This is a genomic window from Haliscomenobacter sp., from assembly GCF_040403615.1.
Classification (GTDB): domain Bacteria; phylum Bacteroidota; class Bacteroidia; order Chitinophagales; family Saprospiraceae; genus Haliscomenobacter.
In genome coordinates this window covers 27,447-50,999 of record NZ_JBBAKG010000041.1, presented here as the reverse complement: position 1 = coordinate 50,999, position 23,553 = coordinate 27,447, and the positions used below count along the sequence as shown (strand labels likewise).

The 23,553-nt window shown below is 44.9% G+C and carries 21 protein-coding genes; 11 read left to right on the top strand and 10 right to left on the bottom strand.

The annotated features are described in order from the left end of the window. The first annotated feature begins 44 nt into the window (after positions 1-44). A complete protein-coding gene (locus tag ABW391_RS14855) occupies positions 45-389 on the top strand; it encodes a hypothetical protein (protein WP_353482674.1) in 345 nt (114 codons plus the stop codon). 43 nt (positions 390-432) lie between these two features. Here ABW391_RS14855 and ABW391_RS14850 read toward each other — a convergent pair whose 3' ends face one another. Further along, positions 433-798 carry a hypothetical protein gene (locus tag ABW391_RS14850; protein ID WP_353482673.1) on the bottom strand — a complete coding sequence of 122 codons (366 nt, stop codon included), beginning with the start codon at positions 796-798 and terminating at the stop codon, positions 433-435. Positions 799-1,518: 720 nt separating this feature from the next. On the opposite strand from ABW391_RS14850, the gene ABW391_RS14845 reads away from it, so the two are divergent. The 4 genes from ABW391_RS14845 to ABW391_RS14830 all read left to right on the top strand — a co-directional run bounded on the left by ABW391_RS14845 (position 1,519) and on the right by ABW391_RS14830 (position 3,850). Then, positions 1,519-1,908 carry a hypothetical protein gene (locus ABW391_RS14845; RefSeq protein ID WP_353482672.1) on the top strand — a complete coding sequence of 130 codons (390 nt, stop codon included), beginning with the start codon at positions 1,519-1,521 and terminating at the stop codon, positions 1,906-1,908. Positions 1,909-2,204: 296 nt separating this feature from the next. Next, the gene (locus tag ABW391_RS14840) at positions 2,205-2,570 is read left to right on the top strand and encodes a DUF2237 family protein (protein WP_353482671.1); all 366 of its coding nucleotides are present in this window, start codon (positions 2,205-2,207) and stop codon (positions 2,568-2,570) included. A gap of 78 nt (positions 2,571-2,648) precedes the next feature. Next, on the top strand, positions 2,649-3,332 hold the full coding sequence (locus ABW391_RS14835) for a hypothetical protein (RefSeq protein ID WP_353482670.1): 684 nt from the start codon (positions 2,649-2,651) through the stop codon (positions 3,330-3,332). A gap of 77 nt (positions 3,333-3,409) precedes the next feature. Next, positions 3,410-3,850, top strand: a complete 441-nt coding sequence (locus tag ABW391_RS14830) for a hypothetical protein (protein WP_353482669.1) — start codon at positions 3,410-3,412, stop codon at positions 3,848-3,850. A 29-nt stretch (positions 3,851-3,879) separates the two neighbouring features. Here the strand turns inward: ABW391_RS14830 and ABW391_RS14825 are convergent, their stop codons facing one another. From ABW391_RS14825 to ABW391_RS14795, 7 genes are all read right to left on the bottom strand, one after another. Further along, positions 3,880-4,437: a Uma2 family endonuclease gene (locus tag ABW391_RS14825; RefSeq protein WP_353482668.1), complete on the bottom strand. Its 558-nt coding sequence runs from the start codon at positions 4,435-4,437 to the stop codon at positions 3,880-3,882. A 238-nt stretch (positions 4,438-4,675) separates the two neighbouring features. Beyond that, a complete protein-coding gene (locus tag ABW391_RS14820) occupies positions 4,676-5,680 on the bottom strand; it encodes a GntR family transcriptional regulator (protein ID WP_353482667.1) in 1,005 nt (334 codons plus the stop codon). A 101-nt stretch (positions 5,681-5,781) separates the two neighbouring features. Then, positions 5,782-7,878, bottom strand: coding sequence for a bifunctional aldolase/short-chain dehydrogenase (locus ABW391_RS14815; protein WP_353482666.1), 2,097 nt, complete (start codon positions 7,876-7,878; stop codon positions 5,782-5,784). Between the two features lie 362 nt (positions 7,879-8,240). After that, complete coding sequence (locus ABW391_RS14810; RefSeq protein WP_353482665.1) at positions 8,241-10,385, bottom strand: DUF5060 domain-containing protein; 2,145 nt, start codon at positions 10,383-10,385, stop codon at positions 8,241-8,243. A gap of 59 nt (positions 10,386-10,444) precedes the next feature. Then, entirely contained in the window at positions 10,445-10,930 is a 486-nt protein-coding gene (locus ABW391_RS14805; RefSeq protein WP_353482664.1) for a GNAT family N-acetyltransferase, read from the bottom strand. Between the two features lie 26 nt (positions 10,931-10,956). Further along, positions 10,957-12,039, bottom strand: coding sequence for a DUF4249 domain-containing protein (locus tag ABW391_RS14800; RefSeq protein ID WP_353482663.1), 1,083 nt, complete (start codon positions 12,037-12,039; stop codon positions 10,957-10,959). Between the two features lie 7 nt (positions 12,040-12,046). Beyond that, positions 12,047-14,458 carry a TonB-dependent receptor gene (locus tag ABW391_RS14795; RefSeq protein WP_353482662.1) on the bottom strand — a complete coding sequence of 804 codons (2,412 nt, stop codon included), beginning with the start codon at positions 14,456-14,458 and terminating at the stop codon, positions 12,047-12,049. 318 nt (positions 14,459-14,776) lie between these two features. Here ABW391_RS14795 and ABW391_RS14790 point away from each other — a divergent pair, with 318 nt between their 5' ends. The 3 genes from ABW391_RS14790 (at position 14,777) to ABW391_RS14780 (ending at position 18,290) form a co-directional block, all read left to right on the top strand. Continuing rightward, positions 14,777-16,018, top strand: a complete 1,242-nt coding sequence (locus ABW391_RS14790) for a serine hydrolase domain-containing protein (protein WP_353482661.1) — start codon at positions 14,777-14,779, stop codon at positions 16,016-16,018. 69 nt (positions 16,019-16,087) lie between these two features. Continuing rightward, positions 16,088-16,552, top strand: a complete 465-nt coding sequence (locus ABW391_RS14785) for a GNAT family N-acetyltransferase (protein ID WP_353482660.1) — start codon at positions 16,088-16,090, stop codon at positions 16,550-16,552. A gap of 58 nt (positions 16,553-16,610) precedes the next feature. Further along, positions 16,611-18,290, top strand: a complete 1,680-nt coding sequence (locus ABW391_RS14780; RefSeq protein WP_353482659.1) for an N-acyl-D-amino-acid deacylase family protein — start codon at positions 16,611-16,613, stop codon at positions 18,288-18,290. On the opposite strand, the gene ABW391_RS14775 is transcribed toward ABW391_RS14780, so the two are convergent. Both ABW391_RS14775 and ABW391_RS14770 read right to left on the bottom strand, forming a co-directional pair. Further along, positions 18,280-18,720, bottom strand: coding sequence for a hypothetical protein (locus ABW391_RS14775; protein WP_353482658.1), 441 nt, complete (start codon positions 18,718-18,720; stop codon positions 18,280-18,282). The genes ABW391_RS14780 and ABW391_RS14775 overlap by 11 nt on opposite strands. Then, the gene (locus tag ABW391_RS14770) at positions 18,717-19,316 is read right to left on the bottom strand and encodes a Panacea domain-containing protein (RefSeq protein ID WP_353482657.1); all 600 of its coding nucleotides are present in this window, start codon (positions 19,314-19,316) and stop codon (positions 18,717-18,719) included. Before ABW391_RS14770 ends, ABW391_RS14775 begins: the two co-directional genes overlap by 4 nt. A 144-nt stretch (positions 19,317-19,460) precedes the next feature. Between ABW391_RS14770 and ABW391_RS14765 the strand changes: the two genes are divergently transcribed. The 3 genes from ABW391_RS14765 to ABW391_RS14755 all read left to right on the top strand — a co-directional run bounded on the left by ABW391_RS14765 (position 19,461) and on the right by ABW391_RS14755 (position 23,535). Next, positions 19,461-20,954, top strand: a complete 1,494-nt coding sequence (locus ABW391_RS14765) for a glutamate racemase (protein ID WP_353482656.1) — start codon at positions 19,461-19,463, stop codon at positions 20,952-20,954. A 167-nt stretch (positions 20,955-21,121) separates the two neighbouring features. Further along, positions 21,122-22,180, top strand: a complete 1,059-nt coding sequence (locus tag ABW391_RS14760; protein WP_353482655.1) for a fatty acid desaturase family protein — start codon at positions 21,122-21,124, stop codon at positions 22,178-22,180. A 209-nt stretch (positions 22,181-22,389) separates the two neighbouring features. Continuing rightward, positions 22,390-23,535: an FIST signal transduction protein gene (locus ABW391_RS14755; protein ID WP_353482654.1), complete on the top strand. Its 1,146-nt coding sequence runs from the start codon at positions 22,390-22,392 to the stop codon at positions 23,533-23,535. Positions 23,536-23,553 lie beyond the last annotated feature (18 nt).

The following is a 23,553-nucleotide window of genomic DNA, read 5'->3' as shown; positions in this document are numbered from 1 at the left end:
AAAGATAGTGGCTGACTCCCTTTTTCAAACTTTATTTTTTAGACATGCTCTTAGGAAACCTCAATTTTGCAATTGGAATTAGGCGTTATTTCCCGATCGATAAAAAACTCTTAGCTCTAATCCATGGTCGATTAAATTGGAATGCCAATCGAAGTAAGTCAATTGACAATGGTTATGAAAAGATTAACCCCAGCAAAAATATTTATTCCATTGTGATCGACCCCGGGTTATGCTATTTGTTGAATAAACGATTTGGCCTGGAAGCTTTTTTACAGGGGTTTTCTTTAGATTATGCCCCTAAATCGAAGTATGGTACACCGGCCGAATTATCTGGCAGATTTAGTGAAACTGGCTCATTAAACATTGGCTTGTTCTATTATTTAAAGTAAATTTTAACAAAACATTAGCATCTCCCAAGCCGCAATTGTATTGCTAAGCTCGTCTGAAAGAAAGTATTTTTGCTTTACACCTTTCAAACTCAAACCATGATTCCCATTTTAACATTGTATCGAAGGCCTGGATGTAAAGCTCCGCCTTGGCGCATTGTCGCACTTTTGCTGATTTGTTTATATTTATCCAATCAATTGGTTGAACAAGTTCAGGGCGGTCAATTCCACATGGGCGGGCAGTTTTAGTTCGGAACTCAGCAACAACAAAGTCAGCGCTATTTTTCCACCACCCTTCAACCCGAAATAGGGTTAATGCTTTCCCCTCGATGGAGTCTGGGTTTAAGTTTACCTTTTCAATATAGACAATTCCCTGTCCGGTACCATTTTTATAAGGTCGGAATTGGGCCATTTAAAGGCAATATTATTCGCTTAAACTTAGCCCGGGTTTGATCTATTTTTTGAGCCCACGTTTTGGTTTGGGAGGGTTGAACTTACAGGTAGAGCCCAAATCGAACAATAACTCAGCATCTTCCATTTCTGCTGATTTTTCTACGAGCGGGGTGTTAGGAATTGGATTGAATTACTTTTTCAAATAAACTTTAAATAAATTGATAATCATCAAGTTGCAAGCATAGGGTCATCGATCAGCGGCAAAGTCGCCAAGCGTCGGTAGCATTTAGACAAAGTTATCGATTGCTCAACCTCATTTGTTAAACCAAGCAGCATAGTATCCGATTTTATCCGCAATATTATTACCAAAATGTCTACCTTCCCTCCCACAACGCCCTTGTTCCAGCTATGTAGTGGGGCAAAAATGAGTGATCATTTTTCCTGAGCCAGAGGATTAGATAAGACACTTAAAATGAAACGTTTACTCATCTAATCCTCTGGCAAAATGATCACTCATTTTTTTATCGCCCCTATGCAACTGCAAACTATAAGCTTCAAAAAGACCCTCAATCGCGCTTACCGCCTGCTCAAATCCGGTAGAGCGGAGATTGATTTATTCAAAAGCACTTTGATTCGCATCCCATTCGTGTCCCGACTACCATTCTACTATTTAGTCAAAAAATCAGTCTATTCCTTGGTACCCATGCTATTCTTTTTGACATGCTTTACCACAAGCTGCTTGAATATTTATGAAAATCAATACAATTCAAATAATGTAGACATATCCTATTTTACTGGGTTTTGGCAAAATATTGACGATAAAAACGACTATCTACTTTTTGGATATGCCCTCAACGATAACAATACCACCAAAGGTTTTTTTGGGGCTGTTGATTTAGCTGGCGCTGGTGATGAGGGGAAACAAAAGAAATACTATGCTGGTGGTTTTGAACTCACCAAAACGGGAATCAACATATATTACAATGAACACAATTCTTCAAAACCCAGAATTACAGGGCAACTTTTTATATTGGGAAAAGACGAAATTGAATTGCCATTTGGAATTTACACCAGAATTCCATTTGAAAAAGCCAAAGAAATAAGCGGCAACCCTAATTTTGATAAGTGAGATGGACTTTGGCTTATTATAACTCATAAACTTTCCTGCTGCACCAAATAAACCAAATTCACCGCTCAATCAATTAATCTCCGCAAAATCTGCGGAGATTAATTGACTTTTTCTCCGCATTCCTATTTTTTGGATAAAATAATCGTTTGCGCTACAATCGACCTATTAAAATGGAACAACATTGAGTTTTGAAGTAAGCCAGTGATTCTTCACTAGCTGGTTTAAGTTTTCCCCGCCCCCCTCTTCGCAACAATTTCAGGCCAAACGGCATTGTTCTGATTATAAATACAACAACCATGAGCCAAGCTGCACGCAACGTGCTGGGCAATCCGCTCCAGCCATGTAGTCTAGATCCCTTGACGGGCTTTTACCGCGACGGCTGCTGCAACAGCGGCCCGGAAGACTCCGGTCGCCACCTGGTCTGCGCCATAATGACCTCAACCTTCCTGGCTTATTCGCTCAGCCAGGGCAATGACCTCATTACGCCCCAGCCGCAGTGGCGCTTTCCAGGGCTAAAAGCAGGCGACCGCTGGTGCCTCTGCGTGCTGCGCTGGAAGGAGGCTTACGAGGCTGGGGTGGCACCACCAGTAGTATTGGAGGCTACGCACGAATCCGCCCTGCGCCATGTGGCGTTGGCCGACTTACAAGCTATTCTGCAATAGTCTGATTGCAAAAATTAAAACAAATAATTGCCTTGACTTTGATTCAAAATTTTTCGTAAATTTGTTCAAACATTATATATGGAGCGAATAGATCGAATTGAAAAAGCGATAGAAGAGCTAGTAGCCTCGCAAAAGAAAACGGATGCACAATTGGCTGAGTTAAGTGAATCGCGTAAAATGGTGGACATCAAGTTTACTGAACTTGCCGAGTCGCAAAAAGAAATGCGCAAATCGATGGGCATCCAATCAGCCGAACTTGCCGAGTCGCAAAAAGAAATGCGCAAATCGATGGGCATCCAATCGGCCGAACTTGCCGAATCGCAAAAAGAAATGCAACGTCAGTTGGGAGGTATTGGCAACACTAATGGTGAATTTGCAGAAAACTTCTTTTTTTCATCTCTGTCTAACAAAATGCAACTGGGAGGAATAAAATTCGATTACATCGAACGCAATGTCAAAAGTAGGATACGCAATCTGACAGACGAATTTGATATAGTACTGTACAATGGCGATAGTGTAGGATTGCTCGAAATCAAAAATACAGTCAAAGCTGCCAACGTCAACCAATTGCTCCAGACCAAACTGCAAAACTTCAGAACCCTGAATCCCGAATACGCCACCGCCAAAATTTATTTGGGCATCGGAGGCTTTACCTTTGAAAACGAATCCGTTAAAGCCAGTGCCAAGGCGGCGGGGATCATTGTGCTTGAGGTGCAAGGAGATCATTTTGAAGCAGATGTTGCAAATATGCGGGCTTTTTAGGAGGTTTCTGCACGTGGATGCAGTTGAGAGAGTGTGATTGAAAATAAACACTACCCAAAACTTTAAATCAATCGCCAATGAGCACTTATGACATGATCGTGGAAGAGGGCATTGAAATAGCGCGAAACATGACTCCTGAATTACAGGAATTGGAACGTTTAAAGATCACCCAAGAATTCCTAACCTTCAAAGATGCTTGGATCAAACAAAGAGAAAAGCTTTTGCTGGATAAAAAAGTGCAGTTGAGCCAAGGTGAAAAATGGTTGATTGAGGAAAAAAAGAAAATCAAAAAGGCCGAAGAATTCCTTCAAGCAGAGCAAGAAGATATCCTTGCGGAAGAAGCCTACATCAGAAATGCCAATATGAGCTTGAAAGTTGAGAAGATTTGGCTCGGGCTGAATAAGGCCATTCTATACCTTTTTCAAAGTCAACAATTGTCCATAGCGGAGATTTCACGAATTGCGAATACTAGTGAGAATTATATCCAAATGCTAATTGATAAACATTCTAAAGAGTAATAGCTTTTGTTCCCACATCCCAAATATACTCACCCAAAAACCCGCTCCAACTCCAACTCCAGCCCCAAACTTTCAAAATGCAATACCTCTCCAACTTTTAAGGTATTCAACTCCTGATATGCCCCATCCAGTGGATTCGTATACACTTCCACACTATTGTTTTTCAAATTGACGATCCACACTTCGGGAATGCCTGCTTCGGCGTACAATGGCAATTTGATCTTGCGGTCTTTTTGGAGGGTGGTATCGGCTACTTCAATTAAAAAATGGACATCTTCTGGTCGCGGATGTTGATGGCGGTATTTGTGTGCTTGAAATTTGGCAATGGTCAGGTCTGGTTCGGGCTCAGAATAGTCATCGATGCGAATCGGATTTTGACCTTTGATGATTGCTTTGCCGTGCAGCAGCAGGAGTAACATTTCATGCAGGTGATCCACCATACTGGAGTGGAAACTTTTTATCGGGCTCATCTTGATAATTTCACCGTGGATCAGTTCAACTCGGTCTTCGGGCGCGAGGATACCCACCTCGGCCATTTTGTAATAATCGTCAACAGTAAATAATTTGCGTTGGGCTTGAACCGCCATTTTATGCTGTTTTTTACAAAAATCGTAACGATTTAGCACACGCCTTCGGCGGTGCTAAATCAGATTTTTTCAGCCACAAATTGCACAAATTTTCACAAATCAGGGCAAAAACTTACGTTTTTGCTCCCTATACGAACGAAGTTCATGCTTAAATTTGTGAAAATTTGTGCTATTTGTGGCTAAAATCAAAAAACACTCCACCGAAGGTGGACTGCGAAATTTTTTCGATATTCTTCCCTCACAAACTTCCCCTCCGCACCAAATAAAACGGATTTTTCACCTTCTCCTGCTTCCCTTCCAACAGCATTTGCGCTGCGGTGCGCCCCATGGCTTCAAAATCGGTAGTGATCACCGTGATGTCCAGTACCTCTTTGAGTGTGGTATCATTGAAGGAAATCAGGCCAATATCCTGCCCCAATTGCAAGTCCGTTTGGCGGATTTTTTTGATCAATTCCGCCAGGTCGGTTTCTTCGATCACGCAATACGCGGTACCTGCCTGAACAAATTCCTCGCTGGCTGTTTCGATGATTTTGTAGGTCTTTTGGTAATTGACACAGTAGTTGTGAAAGCCTCTGGCGATTTCGGTGGGGTAATTGCCGTCGCTGGGCATGACGAGCACCATTTGGGTGTATTTTTGCAGCAGCTCATTGGCCGACAACAACGCATTGAAAATGTCGCGTTGAAAATCCTGAAAAACCGCCAGGTGTTTGGTAGGCAAGTGGGGATAATCCTTGTCCAGAAAAACCAATTCTTCTGGGGGAATGCTTTTTAGCACCTCGTCCAAATTGACTTTATCCAGATCGTGTACAAAATGGGGCATCACCACATAATAGTTGTACTTGCCCAGGTTGCGCTCGATGATGTCGGCAAACAGTTTGGCGTTGTAGTGGTGTACTTGCAGGTCTACCTGAGCCCTATCGCCCAGGGTTTGCAAAAACGAATAGTAAATCAAGCGCTTGTAAGAGCTGAGTTTGTTGGCGATGAGCAAGATGCGCATTTTCCCATCGCTTCCTCCCGACACGTAATACCCTTTTCCCTGCACAGAGAGGATATAGCCTCGTTCGCGCAACTCGCGGTAAGCTTTTTCAACGGTATCCCTGGCCAGATCGTGGTGGGCACTCATTTCACTGATCGAAGGCAATTGGCTGTTTTTTTTCAGGATGCCCCGCTCAATGTCTGTGATCACCGCTTCTACGATCTGCTTGTATTTGGGGGTTTTGGATTTGTGGTTGAGGTTGTGCATTTGATCAGCTGTGAGCTATCAGCCATCAGCTATCAGCCATCAACTGTCAGCCGAAAATTTGCTGAAAGCTGACTGCTGATGGCTCACAGCTGACCGCTAAATTATCTTACAAATGCTACGGCTACTCCTCCATCTACATTCAGTACGTTTCCGGTAGATTTGGCCAGGCTTCCATCTACGAAAACCAGTACTGCTTTGGCGATGTCTTCTGGCAGGATTTCTTCGTTGAGCAGGGTGCGTGCAGCGTACATTTTGGGCAGATCTTCTACGGCGATGCCGTAAGCTTTGGCACGACCTTGCGCCCAATCGCCTTCCCAAATTTTGCTGCCGCGCAACACGGCATCGGGGTTGACGGTATTGACTCGTATTTTGTCTTTACCCAATTCGGCAGCCAACAGGCGCGTCATGTGCTGCTGGGCAGCTTTTGCCGTGCCATAACCCACGTTGTTGGGGCCAGCGAAAAGGCCGTTTTTGCTGGCGATGTTCACGATGTCGCCATCCTGGCCTTGCGCCCGCATGATGGCTACCGTTTGCTGACTGACCAAGAATTGGCCTTTGACCAACACGTCCTGGAGAATATCCCAATCTTTGAGCTCGTGGTCTTCCAGGGGTTTGGAGATCGACAAGCCAGCGCAATTCACCACGATGTCAACGCCGCCGAAAGCCAGGATTGATTTTTGGAGCGAATCTGCTATCGCTTCTGGTTGGGTTACGTCGATGGCCACAGTGATGGTAGAGTCTTTGCCGTATTTCTTTTTGAATTCCGCTTCGGTTTCTTCCAGACGGTCGCGGTCGGCCAATACGGCAACTGCACCGTTTTGAATCAGGATTTCCGCAATGGCTTTCCCAATGCCGCCGGTTCCGCCGGTAACATAAGCGACTTTGCCTGACAAGTTTTTGGGTTTGGGCATGCGCTGGAGTTTGGCTTCTTCAAGGAGCCAGTATTCGATATTGAACGCTTCTTGCTCTGACAACCCCACGTATTTCGAAACCGCCTCGGCACCCTTCATCACGTTGATGGCATTGGTGTAAAACTCGGCAGCTACCCGGGCGGTTTGTTTGTCTTTGGCAAAAGTAAACAGCCCCACTCCAGGGTACAAAATCACCACGGGGTTGGGGTCTCGCATGGCCGGGCTATCTGGATGTTTGCAACGCTCGTAATATGCCGCATAATCGGCGCGGTAGGTCTCAAATTGCTGCAAAATGTGCGCCTTCAGATCGGTTCCTTCGCTGGGAACGTCCAATACCAGTGGGCGAATTTTGGTACGCAAAAAGTGATCGGGGCAACTTGTTCCCAGTGGGGCCAGGTGTTCCAAATCATTGGAATTGATGAACTCCAGCACCCGAGCATCGTCGGTAAAATGTCCCACCATGCGGCGGTAGCTTGAAGCCAGACCACGTAGGGTAGGCATCACTGCCGCTGCTTTTTGGGCGCGTTCTGCTGCTGGAAATGACTCCATTTTGGCGCCACCAAACACTGGGCGGGTTTTGCCATAATTTTTTTCCAAATACACCGAAGCCGCTTCGATGACTTCCAGGGTATTTACATAAGCTGCGTAAGAAGTATCTCCCCAGGTAAACAAACCATGCCCACCCAGGATCAACCCGCGCAAATTGGGGTTTTCTTTGAGTGCTGCTTCCAGTTTAAGCCCCAAATCAAAGCCTGGGCGTTGCCAGGGGATCCAAGTCATGGTGCTGCCCCAAATTTCTTTCATGATGGCCTCACCGTCTTTGCTGGCGGCCAGGGCAATTAATGCATCCGGGTGCAGGTGATCGATGTGTTTGAAGGGAAGAAGCCCGTGCAAAGGTGTATCGATGGATGGTGTTGCGCATTTGGGGTCAAAAAGGCAATGGTTGAAGAGCTCTACCATCTCGTCTTCAAATTCCAGGCCACGGTAGCGGCGCTTGAGGGTATGCAGTTTTTCTATATATAGGTTGGCACAACCCGCTTTGGTGAGTGTGCCGATGTCGCCACCAGATCCCTTCACCCACATCACTTCTACACTTTCGCCCGTCAGTGGATCGGTTTCCTGAATTTTGACAGAAGTATTGCCCCCGGCGTAATTGGTGAGGCGCAAATCCGCGCCGAGCAGATTGGAGCGGTAGATGAATAAGTCTACCTCATTGCCAGCAAGAGAGGTGGCGTAAGCATCGTCCCATAGGTAGCTTACGTGTTGGAATGCAGCGGTGATGGACATGTTGAAATAGTTTTGAATGAGCTTTCACTGCTCAAAGATAGGCAAATGAAAACAAGTGGCCTTCCTGAACTCTCCTGAAGGTCGAGGGAGATTGTTCATTTATTCAGTTAACAATCACTGTGGATTTTGGTATTAATTGATCGATACATTGAGCAAGGCTTATTTTGTGCAGCTTCGCTGCTCTTTTTCCCACCACCTTAGACACCTGAGGCACCTAAGACACACCTAGAGACAAAATAACCGACATACTGACTCAGGTGCTTCTCAGGTCTCTGAAGTGTCTAAGGTGGTGAAAATAAACAGCAGCGAAGCTGCCCGAATAAACAAAAAAATACTCAAAACTTGACTTTTGACTGGCCAGATTACTCTTTTTCCAAAATAAATGCGAGATCCCATAAAAAAGCGGGTACATCAAATTTCAGACTACCGTTTTGGGCGTTTAATCCGGTTGAGCTGGATAAAACCGCACCCGTGACACAATCGTAAAAACTCACTTTGTACAGTCCATTTTGCAGATCACTCAAGGCGATGCTGCCACCGACAACGGGCGCTGGAATCCCCTGATCCCGCAGCTGCCGCCAGTTGTATTTGGTGTTGTGTACCCAGCCAGCGGCCATATCACCATTGGCAGCACGAACGGCATAAACGGCATGTGGGGCAACCGCAATTCCGTCAATTTGATACGAAGCAATCGAAATCCAGTCGGCGCCCAGGTTGTCTACCTTGATGCGGTGCAATCCGGCTGGCACGTTTATGGCGTAAGTTGTTTTTGGTGCGGCGGCCTTGTTGATCACCAATTTGTTGTCCAAGTAAATGGCGACGATAGGCGCTTCCCCCTTTTCGCTACCCGTAGTTACCTTGAATTTGCCAGCAACGGGAAAGAGTACCTCAAAAGTTGGAGGGTTGCGCAGTTGTGGATTCCATTGTGTTCCAAACAAATACCTACTCAAGCGGGCATTTGCAGGGGCAACTGCTCCGGTATCGTCAATGGTGATTTTGGAGTCGGTGGCTTGTCCCCAATCGGAAATAGGCACCAGCGCTAGTGCCGCTCCCCCACCCCCGATGGATTTGGCATTGGCGGGTTTGAAGTTGGCTTGCAAAAAGGGAATTTTTGCCAGTAGGTTGTTCAACGGAGAAAATAGCCCATACAAATTGCGGGGTTCCACATAAGAATCCCACCACCAGGTAGCCGCAGCACCCAATGCCCCCGAAAAGGCCGAAGCCCACAAGGTATTGTGTACATGAATTCCTGCCGGATCAATATCGGACAATCCCTCCCCACCCACACTAATGCCAAACTCCCCGCCGAAGGTTGGTTTTCCAAAGGCACTCAGGTTGTTTAGCCCTTTGCTGGCAACCGCTTTTTCAACGTTGTCAATATCAGCGTACAAGTGATTTTGGGTAAAATCGAGCGCGGGCAGCCCCCACAATTCAGGATCTTCTTCATTGCCGTAGCTGGTACTGACCAGGTGCTTGCGGGCATCCAGTTTTTTGAGGTATTGCGCCATTTCATCGTGCCAGTTGCGCACGGCAGAGCGTACAGAAGGCGTAGCAAACTGATCTGTAAAACTCACTTCGTTGAACAACTCCCAGGCCATGATCTGGGTACTGTAGCCCCAACGAGCCACGATGTAGCGCAGGCGATTTTTGTGAAGTGCCTTGGCGGCATCCTGGTCAAAGAAGTTCCAGGTTTGGACGCAGGGGCCACCGTTGATGGCATTGTAGGGGTTTTCACTCCAGTTCGGATTTACATTGGACGAGACCTGGCCGTGGTGATTCATACAAAACATCATGTAGATGCCTTGATTGGCACATTCTTCCAGCATCCAGTCGATGTAAAACGCATTGTTTTGCTGGTATTTTTTCAAACCTTCAAACCCATTTCCATTTCGCCATTCCAGACCCAAGCCCCAATGCGCCAACCACAAGCGCATGAAATTGGCTTTGGCCGCAGCCATCGAACCCAGCCATTTTTTGTAGTCCAGGTACGGGTTCTCTTTTTGCCAGCAGAGGTTTTGGCCTACAGGAATATACCCCATGCCATTGTCAAAGGACAGATAATTGGTGTTGTTTTTGCGAATGAATCCAGGATTTGGGGAGTCAATGCATTCAAAACTGCTCGATTTGAGGGTACTTTCTCCAGTGGGCGTTTTTACTTGTAGATTAAAAGTCCAGTCACCTGTTTCCGTTGGCGAAAACCGGATGCGAAAAGCGCCGTTCTCGTTTGGATTTAAACTGCCATTGTATGTATTGAGGGAAAAGTCCTGCATGAAAAAGCCGTCCACGGTATCCACTTTGCCGCTTGGAGAAAGAAATGCACAACTCAGCACTACTTGATCGTAGTCATAAGGATTGGAAAAAGCTGCACTCAGGTCTACAATCGCTTCAAATTTCTGGTATTTGCCCACCCTGCTGCTCAGTGGACTAATGCTGTTGATAGAAGGAGTTTGTGCTTCAAGAAACGATGTGGTCAGTATCATGAAGGCCAAAATAATAATTTCTTTCATACGCTGCGGGGCTTTCGCGGTAGTTTTTAGAAGTGCGAACGCTTACAAAGATAATCGACTCAAACGAATTTGCAGAAAAAGAGGGTGTCCACCGCCATTCTAGGAAATTCAGGGGGTAAATTTTCAGCGGCAACTTTATCAAATCCATTTTTTTCGTAAAACCGGACTGCGGCTTCCAATTTAGGAACCGTACCCAACCACATGCTCTCGATTTGTCTTTCCTGACACCATTCAATCCCCATATCCATCAATTGTTGTGCCAGGCCATAGGTTTTTCCGCGGTAAGCTGCGGCCACAAACATTTTGCGCAAGGCGACCCGATTGCCACCGAAACCGATAAAGGCAATGGTTCCGACGATTTGATTTTCACCATTGGTGGCTACCCAAAAATTGCCGTTCCCATGCATGTACACCGCAGGAATTTCCAAGAGATCGGGTTGGTCTTCCAGGGTTATCGGCACTTGAAATTCAATCTGCTGAATGGGCAGTATCAAATCAATAATCCCCTGACAATGTTCGGATTGATAGGTTTGGATACGAATCATGAGCAAGAAAGTGGGCTATGCCAGGTTTATTTGATCCAGTATTTTGGTTTTACTTTGGTTCGGGTTGCGCTTTCCACACAAGGCGCACAAGCCAAGGGGTTGGCGTTGGCAGGGTATGGAGCACAGGTAAACACGGCAGGTTTAGTGGTTTGAGTCCGATTGATGAAAAAGCCGTTTTCTTTTACATCTGATACTTCAAAAAAGCCAAACACGGCTTCCTTTGGATCACTCGTACATTTCAAATTACCACGCACTGCTGCTGGAGCGGTATCAAAAAGGCTACCGTTGTTGGAGGAAAGTTGATCCACGGTGCGCCAGTATTCATATGCTTCCTTGGATAGGGAGCGTTGTTGGATTTCGATGTAGTAATCTTTGGCGCAATTGGGAATCGATACGATGGGATGCCGGGTAATGCTTTTTCCATTGATCAGGGCATCTGACATAATGTTGGTACAATTGATGAAGCAGCGCTCAATGTCCCAGCAAGGTAATTCGCAACAGGTAAGCCCAACCAAGGTTTCTCTGCGTTGGCCATAGGGTACACCAAAAAATTGAGTACAATACACCAAATCTTCAAAATGCAGATAAGTCCACCGGTAATAATCGCCTTTGGTCGCAGGGTCTTTGGTATCCAAAAGCACCGTATAGCCGCTAATCGCTGCTCCTATTTTAATATCATCGGTAATGATTTCTTCGCTGTATACTTTGGTAATTGAAGCAACCTCTTTGACCGTTTCAGGGTTGGATTCGTATTTCTGCTGGTCGGGTGTCAGGATATGCAAGACATAGGTTTTGCCAATCTGCGCTACAAAATTTCGGTCTTTGGGCACGTACCAACCCTTGTTGATGGCATCGTCGACGTAATCATAGCGCTGACCCTGATTGTCCATTACCCAGACCTGGGCCTTGGGAATGGGCACATTAAGGCCTTTATTGGTAAATGGAGCAGGACGGTAAAGGCGTACTTCTTGCAATCCTTTCTGGGTGGTCAGGTTGGCAGTAATCGAAATTCCATCCACTGATTCGGGCACATCAGCCACAAAGGGACTGATACAAGTGCACATGCTAAGCCCCAGGCATACTATCAAAAAACGGGTAAACAATTTCATGAGCTGATTAAAATTTGAAATTATAAGTAAGGGATGGAAACGCAGATCCAAAGATGGACAGTTTGTAGGAATTGGTTTGTAATGCCGGATTCAAATCAAAATAGATGGAATAGGCATTTTTCCTACTGTATAGATTGTAGATCGAAAGAATCCAGGTGCCTTTCCATTTGCGGATCACATTGGGATTGGGCTCAACAATCAACGCCAAATCCAGGCGGTGGTAATTCGGAATGCGCTGCAAATTTCGATTGGGGAAAATGGGCACGGTATTGCCATTCACCGTAAAACTGCCATAGGGGAACGTAGAAGGCCGCCCAGTACTCAAGGTAAAGTTGCCGGATAAAGTAACGTTGATGGCGGTACGGTAATTCAGCATCATATTGAAGGTATGGGGTTTGTCGTAATTGGCAGGATACCAGGCGCCAGTGTAGTTGTGGATCGAGCTGTACTTGGGATCAATCTGGATTTGAGTTCGGGCATAGGTATACGTCATCCAACCGGTTAAAAATCCGCTATTCTTGCGGGCCATCAGTTCGATGCCATAGGCCCGGCCATTGCCCTGAATAATCTGTTGCTCCAGGTCTTTTGAGAAAATCAGATCTGCCAAATCCCGGTAATCTGGAAATTGCTGTGACTTGCGGTAGTAAATTTCTGCCGAAGTCTCCCATTTGTTCTGTTGTAGGTTTTTGAAGATCCCCAAAGCAACCTGATCGGCAATCTGCGGTTGAATATTAACATCACTGGTAGTCCAACGGGCAGTAGGCAAGGCGGCAGTGGTATTTGAGATCAATTGAACGTACTGCCGCATGCGGTTGTAGCTCGCTTTGATCGAGGTGTTTTCATCAAGTCCAAAACGCAAAGACAAGCGGGGTTCAAATCCCGAATAGGATTTGGAGACTTCTTTGTCGCTGAAATATTGCGAACCCGTGATGTTCTCTTCTGTGCGCAAAGCGCCCGGTGCATAAGTGTACACACTATCTGGCCCCATGCGCTGAAAAATGGAATACCGCAATCCTGCCAAAACCGAGAAATTAGGATTGATTTTCCATTCGTTTTCCACATAAGCTGCAGATTCATTGGCAAACTCATTGGGAATACTTACTGGCAGAACATTGGAAAAAGGCCCGGGTTCCAGTTGATTGGGGTTGATTTGGTAATGGTTATTTTCCAATCCAAACGAGGAAGTATGTTTTTCGCCAACGTACACGAATCTCGCCTTGAGCCCTCTCATGCGGATTCCGGAGTTGAGGTTGAAGGCAATACTGGAATCTGGCACACTGGTATTGGCTTTGTATACACTTTGCACCGCAGAAAGCGTCAGGGAAGTTTTGGTTGTAAAAAACCAGTTAAACCGCAAAGATTGGTTGTACGTCCGATACTTGTAGGTGCTCGATGTAGCATTTACATTGACCGTATTCAAGGAATCGGAAGGCAATTTAAAGGCATCGAAACTGTAATAAGAAGTATAGGAAAGTCGCGTTTTCTCTGAAGGTTTAAACAAGATTTTACCGGTGAGGTCATAAAAATTGGCCACCGTATTCTTTATTTTATCCGGCCCCAGTTTGAACAAAAAATCATTAAACGAAGCTCGGGTGGAAAGCAGAATTGCCAGTTTATTTTTGATCAAAGGAGTTTCTATCCCCAGGCGACTGGAGATCAAGCCTATTCCGCCATAGAAGGTCGATTTTTCGAGATCCGGGTCTTTGAGTTTTACATCCAGCACCGAAGAAATTCGACCACCGTACTCTGCGGAAATGCCCCCACGAGAAAGGGTGACATCACGCACCGCATCGGGGTTAAAAATGGAAAAGAAACCAAACAAGTGCGAACTGTTGTATACTGGTGCGTCGTCCATCAGCACCAGGTTTTGATCAATGCTGCCACCCCGCACGTTGATTCCGGTTGCGCCTTCGCCAACAGTGCTCACGCCTGGCAACATTTGCAAACTGCGTATCACATCGATTTCCCCCATAAAGGCAGGAATTTTGCGGATGCTACGGATGCTGAGTTTGGCAATACCCGATTCGGTATTTTTGATGTTTTCTTCGGGTCTATTGCTGGTTACGGTCACCTCTTCCAAAAATTGAGCGTCCACAGACAAGGGAATATCTAGAATGATGTTTTTATCTATGTTGATCTCCAAAATTTTGGCTTTGTACCCAAGGTAACTGATCCTGATGGTGTATTTTCCCGGAGGGGAAGGGATGCCATAGAATCCTTTTTTATCCGTGTAAGTCCCGATTCGGTTTTCTTGAATAAATACGGCGGCGCCAGTGATGGGTTCCTGTGTTACAGAATCGCTTACAGTACCATAAAAGGTGAAATTTTGCTTCTTTCCGGTATCTTGGGCTTCAACTTGAACATAAAGAAACAATCCGATACATATCAATAGTAAGGGTAAGTAAAATTTGTGGCTCATGTGAGTGGTTGTAATCTGTTGCAAGCGTCAAAATAGGTACTAATCTTGGTACGACCAAATGAATCACTATTCCAGTCGGTAATTTGCCAAAAGTACTCGATGGATCGACAATAAAGTGTTGAACGGATCGTTTAACTAACTTATAAAAAAAAGTTCAATATGCTGTAACCTTTAGATTGTGCTGCATTATGTAAGCATTACTGTAAAAGCTATCTATACCGCCATAAGGTTAAATAAGCCTTAAACCCAATGAGGAATTGAACCTCAAAGTCCTTTTTGTTCTTTTTAATTCCATGAATACCAAAAAAATATACAATTATGCGATGGAGTGGTAAAACGCTTTTGGCGTTGGTGGCAATGCTAGCAATCCCTTATTTTTGGGCAAAAAAAGAGGTATCAGAAGTAAAACGCGAACTCAAGTACCTACCAGAAAATCTTGAGAATCCACACACGCGAGAATTGATCAACAGTTTTGATCAATTTTTTAAATCTGCAATGAAAGGGTCACGAACCCCGGGTGCGGCGGTGGTAATTATTAAGGATACTTCCATTTTGTACATGCGTGGACTGGGGATCAAAAACGCTCGGGTACGCGATTCCGTTGATGTCAACACCGTTTTCCGCATTGGATCCTTGTCCAAAGGATTTGCAGGTGTATTGAGTGGTATTATGGTGGAAGAAGGCCGTTTTGGCTGGAATGACCGCGTAAAAAAGTACTATCCGGATTTTCAATTGTCTACAGTAGACCATACCGAAAATGCCACAATAACGCATTTGTTGTCGCACACCACTGGCATGCCTTATCATACGTATTCTGATTTAGTGGAAGGTGGCTGGACTTTGCGCAACATTGCGGCCAGACTGCGCCGGGTGCGCCCTGCGGCTCCATTGGGCAAAATGTACAACTATCAAAATGCAGTATTTAGTCTGATCGAGGAAGTGATGCAAACCACGACGCACCATACTTACCAACAACTGTTGCGCGACCGCATTTTTGAACCTGCTGGGATGGAAACCGCTTCGGTCACTTACCGGGAAATGTTGCAAACCAAAGACAAAGCGTTCCCACACGATAACCTGGGTGGGCGCATGGACATTACCGCTAAGTACTACAATACGGCTGCCGCAGGTGGAGTCAATGCCAGCATCAACGATATGGGCAAATGGCTACAGGTATTGCTGGGCAATCGCCCCGACATCATCAAAAGTTCTACGCTGGATCACGTTTTTACGCCATTGATTACTACCAGCAACGAGCGCCGGGTTTTCCCGCATTGGTCGCCCATGCGCGATGCCTACTACGCCCTGGGCTGGCGGGTGCTGGATTGTGGGGCCGATACCCTCATTTACCACGGCGGCTACGTCAACGGCTATCGCAGTGAGTTGGCGTTTGACCGCAAAGAAAAAGTAGCCATTTGTGTGTTGTTCAATGCACCTAGCCCCATTGCTAGCTCGTGCATTCCTACTTTTTTTGACATGTACCGCTTTCATGCGGATGAGATCAAAGAATGGGAAAATACTGGAAAATATAAATCTGCGCTCAGTTATCAGAGCAGATAAGCGAATAGTATCGGGCGGGGCTGAATTGGCCCCGCTATTTTTTTATATTTGTTGCCTAAACTAGGTTTCATGCAAATTCGTCCAGCCACTCCTGCCGATTTAGAGGGCATTACCCGCTTGTTTTTTTCCACCGTAAACAATGTAAACGCCAAAGATTACAGCCCAGAACACATCCAGGCCTGGGCAGAGGCTGCGTTTGATCAAGAGTTTTGGCTCGACAAAATCTCAAGCTTGCATTTTTGGGTAGCAGATACCGAAGACTCCGAATTGTTGGGGTTCATTTCCTTAACTACGGAAGGGTACCTGGATCATCTTTACGTACACGATAAGCACCAAAACGAAGGCATTGCCACCGACCTCTTGGCGATCCTGGAAGCAAAAGCCCGCGAACTGGGGATTACAAAAATCGACTCCGAAGTGAGCATTACCGCCAAACCTTTTTTTGACCAGCATGGCTTCCTGACGGAGAAAGAGAACCGCAAAGAATGGAAAGGATTGGTATTTGTGAATTATTTGATGACAAAAGCTTTGTGAGTTGAATTTTGCCAATCCTGGATAATTGTCTACTTTGGTGAATCAAAAACGTTCGCCAATGTCCATCAAATATTCAATTGTCTGTTTTGTCTGCCTACTTAGCCTGGTTTTTTCCTGCCAAACGGGGCCAACTTACGACCTCGTCATCCGCAACGCCACCCTTTACGACGGCAGTGGTAAAGCGCCCATCAAAGCCGATATTGCCGTAAATGCCGATACCATCGCTGCCATTGGAACCGTGAGTGGCAAAGGCAAAACCGAAGTCGATGCCAAAGGTATGGCAGTTAGTCCAGGCTTTGTCAACATGTTGAGTTGGGGTACAATCAGTCTGATCAAAGATGGCCGAGGCTTAAGCGACATCAAACAAGGAATCACCCTGGAAGTGATGGGAGAAGGCGAGTCGATGGGGCCGCTCAATGACAAAATGAAAAAAGATGCCCGGGATTACCAGGGCGACGTCAAATTCAAAGTAGATTGGACAACCTTGGGCGAATACCTGCAAGGTTTGGAGAAAAAAGGAGTAGCCCCCAATGTGGCATCTTTTGTAGGCGCAACCACCCTGCGCATCCATGAAATTGGTTATGAAAACCGCCCTCCTACCCCTGAAGAACTGACCAAAATGCAAATGCTGGCTCGCGAAGCCATGGAAGAAGGGGCCTTAGGCATCGGTTCATCCATGATTTATGCTCCTGCGGCTTATGCTTCTACCGAAGAACTGATCACCCTGAGTCGGGTTGCCGCACAATATGGCGGCATGTACATCACCCACATGCGCAGCGAAGGCAACAAGCTTTTGGAAGCTGTAGATGAAGTATTGCAAATTGCGAAAGAAGCCAAGATCCCCGCAGAAATTTACCACCTCAAAGCGGCGGGCAAAAGCAACTGGCCTAAAATGGATCGGGTGATTGCCAAAATAGACAGCGCTCAAAAAGCTGGTTTGAAAATCAGCGCAGACATGTACAATTATGTGGCTGGCGCAACGGGATTGGATGCCTCGATGCCCACCTGGGCACAAGAAGGCGGCTACGAAGCCTGGGTAAAACGCCTGAAAGACCCGGTTTCACGCAAACGCGTCATTGCCGAAATGAAAACCAACGCCCAGGACTGGGAAAACCTGTACTACGCAGCTGGATCGCCTGAAAACATTCTCCTGGTAGAGTTTCGGGCGGATTCTTTGAAAAAATTTACTGGAATGACGCTGGGTGCTGTCAGCAAAATTCGAGGCACCAGCCCCGAAGAAACCGCTTGTGACCTGGTCATTCAGGATGGCAGCCGGGTAGGAACGGTGTATTTCCTGATGTCGGAAGACAATGTCAAAAAACAAATTGAGCTGCCCTATGTTTCGTTTGGTTCAGATGCAGGGGCACTGGCGGCTGAAGGTGATTTTCTCAAATCAAGCACGCACCCACGTGCTTATGGCAATTTTGCCCGTTTGCTGGGCAAATACGTGCGGGAAGAAAAGGTGATCACCCTGCAAGAAGCAGTCCGTCGCCTGAGTGCGTTGCCTTGTAGCAACCTCAAAATCAAAAAACGCGGCATGCTGGCACCAGGTTATTTTGCAGACATTGTGGTTTTTGACCCCAAAACCATTGGCGACAAGGCCACTTTTGACAAACCGCACCAGTATTCAGTGGGTGTGCAGCATGTATTTGTCAATGGCATTCAGGTTTTGGACAAGGGCGAACCCACGGGCAAAGCAGCCGGGAGATTTGTAAAAGGACCTGGATTTAAGGAATAAGATATTTAAGAGCCTCCTTGAGATTTTCTTCAATCAAAGGGCTATCAAGGAGGCCAATTTTTATTTGTTCCAAAACTGAAGCCGTAACTTCACCTTTAAATTCCAAGTTTCCAGAATCATATCGATGAGATAAATTTTCAATAGAATACTCCAATGGAGCTGAATTGCAATCTACAAAAGTATCCTTTTCAAGGCCATTTTCTTCGTTTGGCTTAACCCATACCAAAGTTGAATAAGGTAAATTTCGCATTTCTATAAACTTACGCCTTTTTTCAAACTGAGAAGTACAGCACACTAAAAACACCACTTCGTTCTCACTTCGAGCGATACAAATAAAGAAATGGGGGATTGGAGAAATTTCAGCAGAAGAGAAGTAATATATTTTCCCTGCCTGTATTCCTTGTTGAAATAAAGGTAAGGGTAATTTCATAAAGCTTGAGCAATGTATTTATTTTCCAAATAAATTTCTTTAGCAAGATCCAATAAACCTTCTTCCTCTTCAAATATAGAATCATTCGAATTTATTGGGTTTCCGAAAAAGTCTTCATATTCCATTTGAAACCTAGAACTCTCTCCATTATTGAGCATACTTTCAAATTTTGTCCATTCAGGATAATGATGAGAGATATCTGATAATTGAAAAGGCTCTTTTTTTGCAAATTGAAGTGCTACATTTTTAATACACTCACAATCAGATTTTGAAAAAACATTTGCATCAATATTATTAATTGATTTATAAAATCGTTGTTGCTGATCAATCAACTCTATAAAATTATTCCGATATGACAACTCCTCATCAGAAAGGAATTCAGAAGCTTCAATAAGGTCTTTGGTGTTTGAAGGTACGGGGCCAAATCTCATTGCAAAATATACATCATTGACTATTGGTCGGCCATATTTTCGTATATGCAAACGATCGGCAAGCCAAATCAATTTAAGGGCTTTCATTTTATTGATTTGACCTCCCTCGTTTTTGGCAAAGTAGTTAAGAATCTGTACCGCTTTTTTATAATTAAACCCTAACATAGTGCAATTTAAAACAAATAATTGATTATACAAGGACAATCTAAATCTAATTTCAAACTTAAAACAAACAATCAAGAAAAACAAATAATCTGTTCTTTTCTTAAAAAGAATTAATTTTACAAAAGTACCAAACCTGTCTAAACCATGAAATATTTTTATTTGCTTATCACGAGTATTCTGTTTTGTTTTGTAGCACACGCCCAAAAAGACATCAAAAACAGCATCTTACGCGATCCTGCTGATTACCACTACATCGATTTTGCAAATTATCCGCGCAAGGATGCTGCACTCCCCATCGGCGTATTTGATTCAGGCACAGGTGGGTTGACTGTATTTGATGCCATTGTGCGTTTTGACGAATACAACAACCAGACTGGCGCAAAAGGACAAGATGGAGTCAAAGATTTTTCTACCGAAGATTTCATCTACCTCGCAGATCAGGCCAACATGCCTTACGGGAATTATTCTTCGGTGGGCAAAACCGATTTTTTGAAAGAACTCATTCTCAAAGATGCCCAATTCATGTTGGGCAACAAATACTACCAGAATACCACCCTCTCAACAGATAAAAAACCCATTAAGGCGCTGGTGATTGCGTGCAATACCGCAACCGCTTACGGCAAAGAATACATTGAAGAAATGCTGCGCGAAGCCAAATCAGACATCAAAGTGATTGGGGTCATCGATGCAGGATCTCGCGGGGCGTTGGAGTTGTTTAAAAAGGACGAAAATGGTACCATCGGCGTGTTTGCTACTGCAGGCACGGTTGCATCAGGTGGCTACAAGCGCGCCATTGAACGTTACAAAAAAGAATTGGGCTATAGCGGCAACATCCAGGTGTTCAGTCAAGGAGGCGTGGGTTTGGCCGAGGCCATTGATGAAGAATTGAATTATATTGATAAAAAGGCGGTTGCAGTACGCCCCATTTACCGCGGGCCGAATGTTAAAACCGAAGCCAGCCTGAAAATTGACCGGCAATTGATGAAAATTTACAATTTCGATTTCAGTGCCTATAAAATGCTGTGCGATGCCAAACGGGTAGATGATTGTGGCGACCTGCAAATCAACTCTGCTGAAAACTATGTACGGTACCACCTCGTAACCCTGCTGGAACAAATGCTAAGCAACCCCGAAGTTGAGCCCATGAAAGCCATGATCCTGGGCTGTACCCACTATCCTTACATGACGCAAACCATCCAGCAGGTACTCTCAGAACTCCGGGAGTACAAAGAAAAAGGCAGATACCGCTACCGCAAATTGTTGGCCAAAGAAATCACGCTGGTTGATCCTTCGGTCAATACAGCTCGGGAATTGTATGCCCATCTCCAGGCTGAAAAATTGACCAATTCAGCGGGGAGTCTGCAAAACAGCGAATTTTTCATCAGCGTACCCAACACCAGCCTGCCCGGAGTTGGGCTTGAACCCGATGGCACCCGCTTTACCTACGATTACAAGTACGGTCGCCAGATTGGCCAAGGCGTGCAATACACCCTTACTGCGCCATTCAGCCGGCAAAACATCCCGGCAAGTATTGCCGAACGGCTAAACCTTCAAATTCCAGCAGTGTTCAAATTGATTCAGGTATTCGAAAAGCAAAGCCCCAAAACCAAATTTCTACGTTCAGATGAGCGACTTTAATCCAAATGACGTGTACCAGCGGTTTGGTGGGATTTAAGTAGGGGAAGCCGTTGTTTATGTTTATCTTTCGGCTTTTAATTTGGTAATGATTCCCCAAGAGTGTGTTTGAAATTCTACTTCATGCTCTTTTAATGAACTTCCACTTACGTCTAAAAATCAGTATTTTAATGAGAGATTTTGCACAAATTACCATTCAGGATCCAATGAGCGCAGTAAAGCCATTGAATTTTCTGGATCGCTTCTGGGTAAGCTTGCTTAAGGATTCTAGGGATTTACCACTCATGCAGCTTACCGCCAAAATCACATTGACTTTGCTTCCACTGACTGTCTTGCTGTTTTTTACGCATGGTTGGGTTTGGGGACTGGTTTTTGTGGCTCATTTTTACCTCAACCACCTGTATTTCAAAGGGCCATTTGGTTTAATGTTGCATTGCGCCATCCACCGGCCTTTGTTCAAAAAGGAATACGAGGCGTTGAACAACTATTTGCCCTGGTGTCTGGCGCCCTTGTTTGGTCATACGCCAGAGACCTACCGCGCACACCACATTGGCATGCACCACGCCGAAAATAACATGGAAACCGATGGTAGCTCCACGCTGCAATTCCAACGAGATGACATGCGCGATTTCCGCAAATACGTGACTCGCTTCCTACTGTTTGGCGTATACGAATTGTACCTCTACCACCGTACCAAGAACCGCAAGTTTTTCATGAACCGCATCCTTGCTGGTGAAATTGCGTTTTATACGATGGTGATTGTACTTTGCTTTGTCAACTTCACTGCTACCTTCTTTGCGTTTATTTTCCCATTGATCGTATTTCGGGTAGTAGCCATGTTGGGCAACTGGTCACAGCACTGTTTTGTAGATGCTGAGGATCCAGAAAATCCTTACAAAAACAGTGGAACTTGTATCAACCACTTCTACAACCACAAATGTTGGAACGATGGCTATCACATCAGCCACCACATTTTCCCGCACATGCACTGGACGGAGCACCCCAATCACTTGTTGCAACATCAAAATGAGTATGCAGAAAACAAGGCTTTGGTGTTTGAAAACCTGGATTTCCTCCGTGTTTTCATCCTGTTGATGCAGAAAAAGTACGATAAACTGGCCGATCATGTGGTCAACTTCAACGGCACCTTCAAGTCGAAAGAAGAGATTGTCGAATTGATGAAACAACGGACTATGAAGATAGAGGCCATTCAGGCTGTGCCTGCTTAATGGATTCTAAATCATCATAAAAAAGCTGGGCGATTGAACATTGTCCAGCTTTTTTTGTGAATAAACAATAATTACGCCACATTTAAATGAAAAAGGAGTAATTACACATTCAAAAAAAATCCTCTATATTTGTCATTCTACCAATTGTATCGTATCTTAAGGACTTATTATAGCTTATATTTCAAACACTGTACTTACTACCTAAAATTATGAAAACGCAACAGTTCATTCTTGCTTCCAACGAATGGATTCCCATTAATGGAAATTCAAATGCCGATGTAACCAATGTTGGCATGGCGCTCGTCTTTGGTGCTAAACATTTGATTGCGGATGATGTCATGCGCTTAAAGATCCGACAAAAGTATCCAGATGCGGATATCGTTTATGCTTCTACAGCAGGTGAAATCATGGAGAATCAGGTATTGGATGATTCGCTTTGCATTACCGCCATTTCGTTTGCTTCTACGCGTACGCAAAGCAAATTGATCAAAATCCAAGAATACCCCAATAGTTTTGAAGCAGGCAAGCATTTGTTTAATTCATTGAACAATCTAGGATTAAAAAGTATTTTCCTCGTTTCGGATGGTACTTTAGTGAACGGCAGTGACTTGATTGCCGGCTTGAATTCCGAAAACAACATAGGTGTAACCATTAGTGGAGGACTTGCCGGCGATGGCAGTAATTTTGGGAGTACCCTCACCGGGTTAAATGATGCGGTTGGAGAAGGAAATATAATCGCTGTTGGTTTTTACGGCGATGCACTTGAAGTTTATCATAGTTCTTTGGGGGGGTGGGATGAATTTGGTCGGGATCGGATCATCACCAAATCAGACAAAAACGTACTATATGAAATTGATGGAAAAAATGCCTTAGATTTGTACAAAGAATACCTGGGTCCCTTTTCAAATGAACTGCCGGGATCTGCACTTCTCTTTCCTATTTCCATCAAAACAACGGATAGCGATCAAAAGCTCGTTCGAACTATTTTGACCATTGATGAGGATCAAAAAAGCATGACCTTTGCAGGAAACATGCCCGAAGCAGCAACCGTGAGGTTGATGAAAGCCAACTTTGATAAATTAACTGAGGCATCGGCTGAATCAGCTCGTCAGGTGATGAATAAGGCGGTTCACAATCAAATAGATTTGGCCATTCTGGTGAGTTGTGTAGGCCGCAAATTGGTTTTGCAAACCCGAACCGAGGAAGAAGTTTGGGCAGCCCGATCAATCCTGGGGGAAACCACTGCCATCACTGGATTTTATTCTTATGGAGAGCTATCCCCTTACAACCCCAGTGGCCGTTGTGAATTGCACAATCAAACCATGACGATTACTGGATTTTATGAAAATCTCTAATTCGCCATTTTAACCATG